General features: G+C 70.8%; 10 protein-coding genes. 8 read left to right on the top strand and 2 right to left on the bottom strand.

The window, feature by feature from the left end; translation table 11 throughout:
- Nucleotides 1-43 precede the first annotated feature (43 nt).
- The 7 genes from KBX06_RS24695 to KBX06_RS24665 all read left to right on the top strand — a co-directional run bounded on the left by KBX06_RS24695 (nt 44) and on the right by KBX06_RS24665 (nt 9,022).
- The gene (locus tag KBX06_RS24695) at nt 44-670 is read left to right on the top strand and encodes a response regulator transcription factor (RefSeq protein ID WP_210839151.1); all 627 of its coding nucleotides are present in this window, start codon (nt 44-46) and stop codon (nt 668-670) included.
- An 893-nt stretch (nt 671-1,563) separates the two neighbouring features.
- Nucleotides 1,564-3,030 carry an endo-1,4-beta-xylanase gene (locus KBX06_RS24690; RefSeq protein WP_210839149.1) on the top strand — a complete coding sequence of 489 codons (1,467 nt, stop codon included), beginning with the start codon at nt 1,564-1,566 and terminating at the stop codon, nt 3,028-3,030.
- A gap of 191 nt (nt 3,031-3,221) precedes the next feature.
- A complete protein-coding gene (locus KBX06_RS24685) occupies nt 3,222-4,604 on the top strand; it encodes an RICIN domain-containing protein (protein ID WP_210839147.1) in 1,383 nt (460 codons plus the stop codon).
- A gap of 109 nt (nt 4,605-4,713) precedes the next feature.
- Nucleotides 4,714-4,935 carry a transposase gene (locus KBX06_RS24680; protein WP_374225674.1) on the top strand — a complete coding sequence of 74 codons (222 nt, stop codon included), beginning with the start codon at nt 4,714-4,716 and terminating at the stop codon, nt 4,933-4,935.
- A 443-nt stretch (nt 4,936-5,378) separates the two neighbouring features.
- Nucleotides 5,379-6,380 carry a hypothetical protein gene (locus KBX06_RS24675; protein ID WP_210839145.1) on the top strand — a complete coding sequence of 334 codons (1,002 nt, stop codon included), beginning with the start codon at nt 5,379-5,381 and terminating at the stop codon, nt 6,378-6,380.
- 136 nt (nt 6,381-6,516) lie between these two features.
- Entirely contained in the window at nt 6,517-7,965 is a 1,449-nt protein-coding gene (gene rox / locus KBX06_RS24670) for a rifampin monooxygenase (RefSeq protein WP_210839254.1), read from the top strand.
- A 274-nt stretch (nt 7,966-8,239) separates the two neighbouring features.
- The gene (locus KBX06_RS24665; RefSeq protein WP_210839143.1) at nt 8,240-9,022 is read left to right on the top strand and encodes a hypothetical protein; all 783 of its coding nucleotides are present in this window, start codon (nt 8,240-8,242) and stop codon (nt 9,020-9,022) included.
- Nucleotides 9,023-9,224: 202 nt separating this feature from the next.
- Here KBX06_RS24665 and KBX06_RS24660 read toward each other — a convergent pair whose 3' ends face one another.
- Entirely contained in the window at nt 9,225-9,842 is a 618-nt protein-coding gene (locus tag KBX06_RS24660) for a TetR/AcrR family transcriptional regulator (protein WP_210839141.1), read from the bottom strand.
- Between the two features lie 221 nt (nt 9,843-10,063).
- Here KBX06_RS24660 and KBX06_RS24655 point away from each other — a divergent pair, with 221 nt between their 5' ends.
- The gene (locus tag KBX06_RS24655) at nt 10,064-11,704 is read left to right on the top strand and encodes an MDR family MFS transporter (RefSeq protein WP_210839139.1); all 1,641 of its coding nucleotides are present in this window, start codon (nt 10,064-10,066) and stop codon (nt 11,702-11,704) included.
- A gap of 239 nt (nt 11,705-11,943) precedes the next feature.
- On the opposite strand, the gene KBX06_RS24650 is transcribed toward KBX06_RS24655, so the two are convergent.
- Nucleotides 11,944-12,813, bottom strand: coding sequence for a hypothetical protein (locus tag KBX06_RS24650; protein ID WP_210839137.1), 870 nt, complete (start codon nt 12,811-12,813; stop codon nt 11,944-11,946).
- Between the last annotated feature and the right edge of the window lie 371 nt (nt 12,814-13,184).

Here is a 13,184-nt window from a genome sequence, read left to right as displayed (position 1 = left end):
TCGCACACCCCGATGCTCGTTCGACCACCAGTAAGGAACCGTCATGACCGGACGTGCGCAGGCACACATTCGTACCCCCGATCCGATCTCCACGGCCGGCATCACCGCGGCCCTGCGTGGGCGGATGGAGATCGAGGTCGTCTCCGAGGATCGCATCACCGCCGAGACCGTCGGCGTGGTCGCCGCCGACGCGCTCGACCAGGAGGCACTGGACCTGATCCGGGCGGTCCGCCGGCTGGGCTGCCGGCGCTTCGTGCTGGTCGCCGCCGTCGAGTCGGACACGGCCCTGATCCCCGCCGTGGAACTGGGGGTACGCGCCCTCGCCACCCGGGCCGAGGCGACCAGCCACCGGCTGGCGCAGCTTGTCGTCAGCACCGCCTCTGGGGGTGCCGCGATGCCGCCGGAAGTGCTCGGCCGGCTGGTCAAGCAGGTCACCCGCTTGCAGCAGACGGTGCTCGCCCCGCGCGGCATCGACGTCAACGGGCTGTCCCACCGCGAGAACCAGGTGCTGCGGCTGGTCGCCGATGGAATGGACACCCGGGAGGTGGCCACCCGGCTCAGCTACTCGGAGCGGACCGTCAAGAACGTGCTGCACGACATCACCACACGGTTCCAGCTGCGCAACCGCACCCACGCGGTGGCGTACGCGGTGCGCGAGGGCCTGATCTGACTGTGCGGGTGGCGGGGTCGCGACGGTAGCAAGCAGAGCAGGAGGCAGCAGCCAGAACATCACCGGGGACAGCTCACGAAGCGGCAGGATGCTGTTGATCACCTGCACGGCGCCGGGCCCCGTCGTGGGTCAACACCTCGATCCGGCGCTCGTACGTCGCGAGGGCGACGACCGGGTAGGAGACTTCGACGACCGCCAAGGCGGCGAGGGCCTGCACGATGGTCTGGGCAGCGCCAACTTGCGTCCATTCCGGTTCAGGTCGTCGGCAGCTTCGCTGCCAGCACGTGAGTCATCTGGCGGACCCGCCTGGGTGATCAGTTCGGGTGAGGTGTCCGGGTTGAGCCGGGCGTGCCCATTTGGTCAGGTCATCAGGAGCGGTGGCCTCGCGCAGCACGGTCTCGTACATGCTGGTCAGGCGACGCGGGCTGCTCAGGTCGCAACGCGCCCGCCCGGACCGGTCGGCTGTGAGCGATAACAGAGCCGCAGCCGGTCGCATCCGCGGTAGCGATCCCATCCGGCTCGTCGAGCGTCTCGTGAGGCAGAGGTGACCAAGCGGCTGGGCGGTCCTGACGGATGAGCGCGTCGTGGGGCTGAGGAATTGATGATTAGTCACGTCTTGACGAAGGCAATGTTATCGCTCACCCTCGATGTCGAGGCTGACTGCGGCCACGGCTCACCGGGCGGGCCCTCGCTGGTCGACCTCGCGATCGTGACGTCCCCCAGGGCATGCGGACGTCACCTCAGGACATCCGCTGGCGACAGCGACCGGACTGCCGGTGTCGGTGCCGTCCACCTCACTGACCGTCCCCGAGCCGCGCCCGCCGTTCCGGGCCGGCTTCCCGAGCCAACTGGCACATCACCACCACCGGTATTGATGACTGGACAGGAACGCCATGACATCCAAGAGAACCCTGCTGTCGGCGATGGCCCTCGCCGTGGCGCTGACCGCGGGTATGACGGCGACGCTGGACTCCACGGCCAGCGCCGGAACCACCCTGAAAGCGTCCGCGGCCGAGAAGGGTCGCTACTTCGGCGCGGCCGTCGCGACGGGCAAGCTCTCCGACAGCCAGTACGTCGGCATCCTCAACCGCGAGTTCAACAGCGTCGTCGCCGAGAACGAGATGAAGTGGGACGCCACCGAGCCCCAGCAGGGCCGGTTCAGCTACACCGGCGGCGATCGTCTCGTCAGTCACGCCCGGGCCAACGGCATGAGCGTGCGGGGTCACGCCCTGCTCTGGCACGCGCAGCAACCGGGTTGGGCGCAGAGCCTCTCCGGTAGCGCGTTGCGCAACGCCGCGATCAACCATGTCACCCAGGTGGCCAGCCACTTCCGAGGCCAGATCCACTCCTGGGACGTGGTCAACGAGGCGTTCGCCGACGGTGGCGGCGGCGGACGGCGTGACTCCAACCTGCAGCGCACGGGCAACGACTGGATCGAGGCGGCGTTCCGCGCCGCCAGGGCGGCCGATCCCGGTGCGAAGTTGTGCTACAACGACTACAACACCGACGGCGTCAACGCGAAGTCGACCGGTGTCTACAACATGGTGCGGGACTTCAAGGCCCGGGGCGTGCCGATCGACTGCGTCGGTTTCCAGTCCCACCTGGGCACCTCGCTCCCGGGCGACTACCAGGCCAATCTGCAGCGCTTCGCCGACCTCGGGGTCGACGTGCAGATCACCGAGCTCGACGTCATGAAGGGCGCCAACCAGGCCAACATCTACGCCGCGGTCACGCGCTCCTGTCTGGCCGTCTCGCGCTGCAACGGCATCACCGTGTGGGGTGTGCGGGACAGCGACTCCTGGCGCGGCACCGACGACGCCCTGCTCTTCGATCGATCGGGCAACAAGAAGCCGGCGTACACCGCCGTCCTCAATGCCCTCAACGAGGGCGGTAACCCGCCCTCCACGCCGCCACCGGGCCTGCCGGTGGACACCAGTGCCTGGTATCTGCTGGTGAACCGGAACAGTGGCAAGGCGTTGGACGTGTACAACCTCGCGACCAATGACGGTGCGCGGATCAGCCAGTGGACGCGGAACGGCGGGGCGAACCAGCAGTGGCAGTTCGTGGACTCGGGTGGTGGCTACTACCGGTTGAAGTCCCGGCACTCCGGCAAGGTGCTGGACGTCTACAACTTCTCCACCTCCGACGCCGCCGCGATCGTGCAGTGGAGCGACGGCAACGGCACGAACCAGCAGTTCCGGCTCGCCGAATCGGCCGGAGGTTACGTGCGTGTGATCAACCGCAACAGCGGCAAGGCCGTGGAGGTGCAGGGCGCGTCCACCAGCGACGGGGCGAACGTCGTCCAGTACACCGACTGGGGCGGCAACAACCAGCAATGGCAACTGATCCGTATCGGTTAGCTGGTCTTCCGTCAGGTGGCGCGGACGGCATCCGTTCGCGCCACCGCAGGCGGGCAACCGGCCAGGGACACGCGCCGGTGGCCGCATCGCACCCGTACGACGAACACCGTGCCGACGCCGGACGTCGGCAGGCACCCCAGGCCATCCGCCTGCGTTCCGCTCGCGGGTGACCCCGACCAGAGGAGTGGACCATGAGTGCCATCGGTGCGGCTCGTCCCGCCCTTCCATCGAGGCATCGCTGGCGGTCAGGGCTGGCCGCGGCGGCTGCGGCGGTCATCGCGGCCGGCACGATGGTCGCCGTGAACGCGGCCCCCGCGGCCGCGGCGACCGTGGACACCAACGCCTGGTACGTCCTGGTGAACAGGAACAGCGGCAAGGCGCTGGACCTCTACGCCTCGGCCACCAACGACGGTGCGCGGATCAGCCAGTGGACCCGGAACGGCGGGGCCAACCAGCAGTGGCAGTTCCTGGACTCGGGTGGCGGCTACTACAGGCTGAAGTCCCGGCACTCCGGCAAGGTCCTCGATGTGCACAACTGGTCGACTGCCGACGGCGGGGCGATCGTGCAGTGGTCCGACAACAACGCGACGAACCAGCAGTTTCGGCTCGCGGACTCGGACGGCGGTCACGTCCGCCTGATCAGCCGGCACAGCGGCAAGGTCGTGGAGGTGCAGGGTGCCTCCACCGCCGACGGTGGGAACATCGTGCAGTACTCCGACTGGAACGGGGCCAACCAGCAGTGGCAGCTTGTCCGCGCGGGCAGCGACGATCCGCCGCCGGGAGGCACCGGGTGCGGTAGGGCCCCGACGCTGTCCAGCGGCACGCACACGATTCAGAGCAACGGCAGGAGCCGCTCCTTCATCCTGCGGGTGCCCGCCAACTACGACAGCACCAAGCCCTACCGGCTGATCTTCGCGTTCCACTGGCGTGGCGGCACCATGCAGGAGATCTCCTCGGGCGGCACCAGTGGGACGGCCTGGTCCTACTACGGGCAGCAGGAACAGTCGAACAACAGCGCGATCCTGGTCGCGCCCCAGGGAATCGGCAACGGCTGGGGCAACGCCGGCGGTGAGGACGTCACCTTCGTCGACGACACGATCAGACGGATCGAGAGCGACCTCTGCGTCAACCCGAGGCAGCGGTTCGCCCTCGGCTTCAGTTGGGGCGGCGGCATGAGCTATGCGCTCGCCTGCGCCCGGGCCACTGTCTTCCGGGCGGTCGCGGTCATCGCCGGCGCACAGATCAGCGGGTGTAGCGGTGGTACGCAGCCCATCGCGTACTTCGGGCTGCACGGCATCTCGGACAACGTCCTGAACATCTCGCAGGGGCGTTCGTTGCGCGATACGTTCGTCCGGAACAACGGTTGCGCCGCCCAGAACCCGCCCGAGCCGGGGCCGGGCAGCCGTACGCACGTCACGACCGCCTACTCCGGCTGCAGGGCCGGCTACCCGGTCCAGTGGGCCGCGTTCGACAACGGTCACATGCCCGGGCCGGTGGACGGGACGTACGCCGAGAGTGGCGTTACCACCTGGACCAAGGGTGAGATCTGGCGGTTCTTCGCGCAGTTCTCGTGACGCGGACGGGTCACCGGCGCCGGCTTACGCGATGCGGGGGTCGGCGCCGGCTGACCTCGGGTCGAGATGGCGAGGATCCTGAGCGTGGCCTCCTGTCTGGCTCTCGAGCATGGCGTCGGGCACGCTGGAGCCGTTGCTGCCCGTGGGACGTAGGCCGGGTCGGCCGTGGGCGTGGACGAAACGGCAGCTCATTGATGGGATCAGGTGGCGGACCCCGGTCGGTGCGCCGTGGCGGGACATCCCGGAGTGCTACGGGTCCTGGGCGGCGGCGTACGCGGTGTTCCGCCGGGGTAGGCGATGCCGTGGCGTCGTGCCGCCGGGCAGACGCTGAGGGGCCCTGGTGGGTTCGACCACCGGGCAGGGTCTCCGGATACCTGATCGTGATCATGCTGGTGGTCGTGTATGACAACGTCGTGCTTGTTGAGGAGTTCCAGGGCGGGACAGCGGGTGTCTGCGCTCGTCGTGCGGATCTGACGCGGGGTGGCCGGTGGCAGGGCCTGCTTCTCGATGTCACCTCTGCGCCCCGACGTCCGGGGATCGCGGTGGAGGTCACCCGGGGTGGGCGTCTTCTGATCCGGCAGGGACCGACGGTTGTCTTCCTCGCTCGGCTGGACGCTGCCTCCTGGTCGGAGTGCTGCTCGAGGTCGATGCCGTAGGCGATGTTGTGGTGGCGCGTTCGGCGTTGGCGCTGGTGTCCGGTGTGCCGGGATTGGTGGTTCGGCTCGACGAGCACGCGCGGTCGGCACCGCGGCACGGCCGATACCGGGAGCCCACGTGGCGGCGGGTCGCGGGGCGGTTCCGGACGTGCGGGTGCGGGTGCGGGCGGCGGAGGCCGCGTGTCGTGACGCGGTCTGGACGCGCCGGCACGATTTTCTGGGCCGGCTGGCGCGGTCGGCTCGGGCCGAGGTGCGGGTGGTGGCGTTGACCGGGCTGGTCCGGGCCGGCCAGGACGTCGCCGCCGCCGGATCTCTGGAGGATGATGCGCCGTTGGTGCGGGCCGTGGCCCGAGACGCCGCCCGCCGCCTCGGTACGGACGCTCGGGAGCACTATCGCAGAGCCGTCGACACCGACGAGCCGGCTGTGGGGGCGATGGCTGGGCTCGCCGAGATCGGCTCCGTAGCGGACGCCCCGTTACTGAGGCGGTTGCTCGGTCACCGGAGGGCAAGGGTACGTGCCCAGGCGGTGCGCGGTCTGCGGATGCTGGACGCGGTCGTGGCGGGCGAGATGGTGACCTTGGTACGGGACCCGTCACCCATGGTGGTGCGGGAGGTGACCCTGGCGCTGCGTCCGGTCGCCGGCGCTCTGCCGCCGGCCCTGCCATGGGAACTGCTCCGCGACGGCCGGGTGGAGTTGCGTCGGGCCGGCTACCGGCTCCTGCGGGGCCGTGGCGTCGGCGTCGAGTTGCGCGGGGCTCTCATCCTCGCCGTCGACGTGGACCCACGGGTGGCGGAACGGGGCAGGGCCGATGCCACTCGCATCGTCCGTGACGCGGCGCGGACAGTCTGGCGTCGTGCTCCTCGACCGGAGTTGGAGGTCAGCGGGGCAGCGTACGCCGAGCTTCTCGCGTTGGCGGCCCGAGCGGCGACGGCACTCGGGGAGGAGACGAGTCGGCAGCTCGCCGACTGGCTGGCGAGTAGCCGCCCGGCCGGTGACAGCGCGCCAACGCCTGGAAGTCCGCAGTGGTGTCGTTGCCGTCGTGTCCGGCGAGCCGGCTGCCGAACGGAGGGCGCGGCTGCGTGCGTCGGACTGTGGACTCGGCTGCGCGCGCTGGCCTGAAGACAACAATGGCAAGGAGGGGAACTCCTTGCCATTACAAATATATACCACACCCCCGGGCTTGCGGCAAGGCCCCGATCATGGCGCAGAATTTGCCGGCCGAGCGCAAGAATTGGCACACCATTGGGGGAATTCGATGTTCGATGTGATCATCGTCGGCGGCGGGCCGACCGGCATGATGCTGGCGAGCGAATTGCGTCTGCAGGGCGTTGACGTGCTCGTGCTGGAGAAGGAGGCCGAGTTGCCGCCGTTCGTGCGGTCGCTCGGACTGCACGTGCGCAGTATCGAGGTGATGGATCAGCGGGGGCTGTTGGAGCGTTTCCTCCAGAACGGCAAGCAGTACCCGATCCGGGGATTCTTCGCGGGCATCGACAAGCCCGCTCCCACCGGGCTGGACACCGCGCACGGATACGTGCTCGGCATTCCGCAGACGCTCACCGACCGGCTGCTGGCCGAGCACGCGGCCGAAGCCGGAGCCGAGATCCGGCGCGGCTGCGCCGTGGTCGGGCTGGAGCAGGACGACGACGGCGTCACCGTCCACGTCGGACCGGAAGCGGCAACGCCGTTGCGGGCGCGGTTCGTCGTCGGCTGCGACGGTGGCCGCAGCACGGTTCGGAAACTGCTCGGGGTCGGATTCCCCGGCGAGCCGTCGAGGATCGACACGCTGCTGGGCGAGATGGAGGCGACGGCGTCCGCGGACGACATCGCCGAGGTGACGGCCGAGGTGCGCAAGACCGAGAAGCGGTTCGGGATCGGGCCGTCGGGCAGGCCGGGGGTGTTCCGGGCGGTCGTGCCGGCGGAGGGCGTGGCCGAGGACCGGTCGGTGCCGCCGACGATCGAGGAGTTCAAGCAACAGCTGCGCAGGTACGCCGGCACCGACTTCGGTGTGCACTCCCCCCGCTGGCTGTCGCGCTTCGGCGACGCGACCCGCCAGGCCGAGCGCTACCGGGTCGCACGGGTGTTCCTGGCCGGGGACGCCGCACACGTCCACCCGCCGCTGGGTGGGCAGGGGCTCAACCTCGGGATCCAGGACTCGTTCAACCTGGGGTGGAAGCTCGCGGCGGCCGTCGGCGGCTGGGCGCCGGACGACCTGCTGGACAGCTACGAGTCCGAGCGGCATCCGGTGGCCGCCGACGTGCTGAACAACACCCGTGCACAGATGCAGCTGACGAGCGACGAGCCCGGGCCGCAGGCGGTTCGGCGGTTGCTGGCGCAGCTGATGGACCTCAACGACGTCAACCGGTTCCTGATCGAGAAGATCACGGCGATCAGCGTCCGGTACGACTTCGGAGCGGGCCATGCCCTGCTCGGGCGGCGGCTGCGCGACGTCCAGCTGAAGAACGGGCGGCTGTTCGAGCTGATGCGCACCGGCGGCGGGCTGCTGCTCGACCGGACGGGGCGGCTCTCGGTGGGCGGCTGGGCAGATCGAGTGGACCACGTCGCCGACGGCAGCGAGGAGCTGGACGTGCCGGCGGTACTGCTGCGGCCGGACGGGCACGTCGCGTGGGTGGGCGACGATCAGCAGACGCTCGAGGTCGCGCTGGCCAAGTGGTTCGGCGCCGCAGGAGCCGCTACGGCCGGGTGAGGGACGCTTCGGGGGCTGCGAGCCCTCGGGGTGCCGGTGCGGACGACGCGCCGCCTGCCGGGCCGCCGCGGAACTGACGCCTCGACCACCGTCGGAGCTCTGGTCGGGGCTCGTGGTTGCGATGTCGGCCCGTGACATGATGGCGCCCATGGGGAAACAGCAGGACGTCGGCGGGCCCGACCGTCACAGTGGGTCAGGTTCCGCCGAGGACGGCGTGACGGGGGGCGGCGTCGATGCGCGGCTCGCCGTCGCACAGGACCCCACGACGCCACAGATGGCCCTCATCGACCTGGCGTCCGACCCGTCGGCCGTGGTCCGTAAGGCGGTCGCGACTCGCGCCGACGCGCCCGCGCAGGCACTGCGACCGTTGACCCGGGACCGTGATCGTGATGTCCGGGAGGCCGTGGCGAGGAACCCCTCGACCTCCCGGGCCAATCTCCTGCTGCTCGTCAGGGACACCGACCGGTGGGTCCGCTGGGCGGTCGCCGGCAACCCGGCCTGCGACGAGTCGATCCGCCGGGTGATGGCGGAGGCTCCCGACAAGGAGCTTCGTGGTCTCCTCGCGGAGACGCGCGAACTTGAGCCCGAGCTGGCCGCGCGGCTGGTCGACGACGTCTCACCCGAGGTACGGGAACGGCTCGCCACCCACACCCACGACCCGGGCGTGATCACCGCCCTGCTGGCCGATCGCACCGCGCGCGTACGCAAGGGGCTCGCCCGCAATCCGCGGACCACCACCGCCCAGCGCAGCGCACTCGCCCAGGATCCGGTGGCGGACGTCCGCGTCGCGCTGGTGCTCGCGGTCGAGCTGGACGATGCGGATCTGCGACGGCTGGTCGACGACCGTTCGGTGCAGGTGCGGATGGCGATGGCGACGTCGGAGGTGGTCCCGCCGCACATCCGGGAGGCGCTCGGCCGCGATCCCGACGAGATGGTCGCCGGCGCGGCGCGGGACTTCCGTCCCGGGGCGCCCGGCGCCGCGGTGGTACGGGCACCGCGTATCGGCCACCGGGCCTCCGGGGCCGGCCGAGGCCGACCGGGCGGCGCCCGGCGCTGAGGGCGGTCGTCGCGGCGCCCGCCGCCGCGCGCATCGCCTGCGCGGCCTCTTCATCACCGTATGGCTGTGCGTGCCGCCCACCCCAGGCCGTACGTCGACGCTTCGCCCGGCGTGCCGGGCGGCCGGAGGGCGTGGCACCGCGGGCCCGTCGGCCGAGTCCCTGACGGTGTACGGGAACCCGCGGGCCGCCTCCTGCCGGCCGTCAGCCGGCCGTCGCTGGTGCGCCGGTGCCGGGCCGGGCGCCGGCCGCCTCGGTGAGCGCGGTCCGGAGGATGTCGAGCAGCGGGCCGTCGGGGTGGTCGATCCAGTGCTGGATGGCGACGCGCAGGGACGCCAGGAAGGTCGCCGCCAGGACCCGGGACCGCAGCGCCCCGTCGGGGCCGGTCAACCGGTGGGCGACGTCGTCGGCGAGGTCGCGCTCGATGGCGGTGTAGGCCGCGACCTGGTGTGCGACGAGGCCCGGGTGCCCCCGTAGCTGACGGCGGTGGACCAGCCAGGAGGGCGGGGCGTTGCCGTACGCCTCGACGGCGAGGCGCTCGGCGGCCCCGCTCAGCGCGTCCCAGGCCGGTGCGTCGGCCGGTTGGCGGCGGACGAGTTCCAGCAGCCGGCGCAGCCGTACGGCGTCCCCGTGGAAGACCGCCTCCTCCTTGCTGGAGAAGTAGTTGGAGAACGTCCGGCGGGAGACGTTCGCGGCGTCGGCGATGGCCTCCACGGTGACCCGGTCGAGCCCGTGTTCGGTGGCGAGGCGCAGGGCCGCCTCGTGCAGGGCGAGGCGGGTGGCCGCCTTCTTGCGCTCCCGCAGCCCGGTGGTCTCCTCCATGGCGACAGCCTACGGCGCGGGTGATTCAGTTCTCGTCGGGAAAACTTGCACTACGGGCAAGATCTGAAGATGCTTGTGGGCGGCAACCATCGGCCGGATCCTCGACACCGCGCTCGTCGAGTGACGCCGGCAGAGGTGGCGGCGTTCGCCGCCGCGCTCGGCCGGTTCACCCGCGACGTCGAGACCGTCCTCGGACACCACGACAACCTGGAGGCCGCGCGATGAGCGCACCCACCACGGCCGGCGACGCGCCGATGACCCACCGGCAGACGCTGGAGGCCCTCAGCGGCCTGCTGTTGGTGCTGTTCGTCGCGATGCTCAGCGGCACCGTCGTCTCGACGGCGCTGCCGAGGATCATCGGAGCGTTGGACGGGTCGCAGACCCAGTACACCTGGGTGGTCACCGCCACCCTGCTCACCGCGACCGCGACCACCCCGATCTGGGGCAAGCTCGCCGACCTGTTCAACAAGAAGTCCCTGGTCCAGATCGCGATCGTCGTCTTCCTGGTCGGCTCGGTGCTGGCCGGCCTCGCCCAGACCGCCGGCCAGCTCATCGCCGCCCGCGCGTTCCAGGGCATCGGCGTCGGCGGCCTCCAGGCCCTCGTCCAGGTGGCCATCGCCGCGATGATCCCGCCCCGGGAGCGCGGCCGGTACAACGGCTACCTCGGCGGGGTCATGGCGGTGGCGACGGTGGGAGGCCCACTGCTGGGCGGACTCATCGTCGACACGTCCTGGCTCGGCTGGCGCTGGTGCTTCTTCGTCGGGGTCCCCGTCGCCGCCGTCGCGCTGGTCCTGCTGCAGTTCACCCTGCGCCTGCCGACGGTCCGCCGAGAGCACGTGAAGATCGACTACCTGGGTGCGGCCCTGATCGCCGCCGGCGTCAGCGTGCTGCTCATCTGGATCTCCTTCGTCGACGGCTCGTTCGCCTGGGTCTCCTGGCAGTCCGCCCTCATGGTGGGCGGCGCGGTGGCGCTGCTCGCCCTGGCCGTCCGGGTGGAGTCCCGGGCCGAGGAGCCGGTCGTCCCGCTCGATCTCGTCCGGCAGCGCACCACCGCCCTGGCCATCCTGGGCAGCCTGGCGGTGGGCATGGCGATGTTCGGCGGCGCCGTCTTCCTCGGTCAGTACTTCCAGATCGGCCGCGGCTACAGCCCCACGGAGGCCGGGCTGCTCACCATCCCGATGATGGCCGGCGTCCTCGGCTCGTCGATCATCGCCGGCCGGCTGATCACCAGGACCGGGAAGGTCAAGCCGTACATCGTGTTCGGGGCGATCATGCTCGTCATCGGGTTCGCCCTGCTCGGCACCATCGACCACCAGACCTCGCTGGTGCTGGTCGGCGCGGCCATGTTCATCGTCGGCGTCGGGGTCGGCATGACGATGCAGAACCTCGTGCTCGCCGTGCAGAACACCGTCTCGCTGCGGGACATCGGCGCGGCCAGCTCGACCGTCGCGTTCTTCCGCTCGCTGGGCGGCACCATCGGCGTCTCGGTGCTCGGCGCGGTCCTCGCCCGGCGGGTCACCGACCAGATCACCACCGACCTCTCCGCCGCCGGCATCCCCACCTCCGGCAGCGCGGGAGCCGGCAGCCTGAACCTCGACGCCATGCCCGCGGCGGTCCAGCAGATCGTCCGCGCGGCGTACGGGGACGCCACCGGTCACATCTTCCTCATCTCGGCCGCGATCGCCGTCGTCGGCGTCATCGCCGCGGTCCTGCTGCGGCCGGTCGGCCTGCGCAGCAGCCTCGACCTGCCCGACGCGGCCAGGTCGACGGCCGTGGGCGCCGACGCCGTCGACGGCGCTCCGGCCTTCGACCAGGTGACCGTGGACGCCGCCGCCGTGCGGGAGGCGCCAGCGCGCCGCTGACCGGCCCCGCTGTCGTCAGGCACCCGCGGGCCGTACGGCCACGACCTGGCCGCCCTCGACGGCCCGGACACGTCGCTGTTCGTGAAGGATCCCTGTGCCTCCGGGACGTGGCCGGGCGGTGCCGGTGACCCGGCCGGCGGGCCGCGCACCCCGCGTCGTCGTGCCGGGCGTAGCGCCGGGGAGTGGAGAAGACGGTGGGGAGGAACGACGCTCCGCCCCTCCCCACCGTCGCGGGTTGCTCAGGACAGGAACTTGTCCAGGGCGGCCTCGATGCTGCCGGAGTCCGGCGCCGCGTGCGACTTCATGGTGGTCTTGTTGTACGAGATGAAGCTCGGGCAGCGCGCCGCCGGGGCGGTGACGGTACCGCCGTCGCCGATCTTCTCGCCGGTCTTCGCGGCGTAGAAGGTCAGGGTGTAGCGCGACGAGATGTAGTCGATGGTGACCTGCTTGCCCGCGCTGTCCTTGTACTGGCACTTCTTCGGCGCGCCCTCGCTGCCTTCCACGAACTTCAGGCAGCCGACCACCGACACCGTCTCGAAGTCGGCGCTCTTGGCATAGTACGGCTTGTTCGAGGCGACCGACTTCGTCGACCAGAAGTTCGGCCGGTCGGGGTTGTTCGAGAACGTGTACGCCTTGGCGCCGCTCGGGCCGGTGTAGGGGGCCGCGTTCAGGATCTGGCCACCCTCGCAGACGTTCGACAGGTCGCTGGAGTAGCGGGCGGTCACCGCGTTGTTGTCCGGCTCCTGCGTCTCCTGCTGCCCCGGGGTGGGGGAGGCGTCCGTGCCCGGGGTGCCGCTGGCGCCGGGAGCGGCGCTGGGGCCGGCGGTCGCGACCGTGGTGGGCTCGTCGTCGTCGCTGCTGACGAGGATGAGGCCGATGCCGGCGCCGCAGATGGCGAGCACGAGGACCACCGCGCCGGCGACCAGCCCGATGATCAGGCCCTTGTTCGACTTCTTCGGCGGCGGGAAAGGAGCACCGAACTGCGGTGCCTGTGCTGGCTGCCCGTATCCCGGGTACCCGCCCTGCTGCGGCGGAGCCGGCGGCCCGCTCCAGGGGGTGACGTTCGGGTCCGGCTGCTGCCCTCCGTACGGAGGGTAACTGTCGCTCATGTGAAGCCCTTATCGCTGTCGACGTGTGCCCAGGCACGGGATCAACAATCAGGGTAGTGAGCGCCGCAAATTGCGACGATGGGCGGCCGAACCCGCGGGAAGTCGCCGTTAGGCAACGGCGGCACACGGTGTGACTCTGTGTGTGAGTTACGGTTCAGTACGTGCCGAGATGCCCGGTCTTCCGGGGTTCGCAGGCGGCGTGGATCCGGGCTGCCGGAAGGGGATTCCGTTGTGTGGCCGGGGATGTGGGCCGGAGGGATCGTCCGATTCGGGCCTGTGACGAAGATCACTGTGCCGCGGGCCGAGTTGTGGGCGACACCGGCGTGTCGCGATGCGTCGGCACCGCTTCGTCGCCCCGCCCCGCCCCGCCC

The organism is Micromonospora sp. C31 (assembly GCF_018070575.1).
Classification (GTDB): Bacteria; Actinomycetota; Actinomycetes; order Mycobacteriales; family Micromonosporaceae; genus Micromonospora.
The sequence above is the reverse complement of the archived record's forward strand: the minus strand, read 5'-3'. Positions and strand labels throughout refer to the sequence as shown.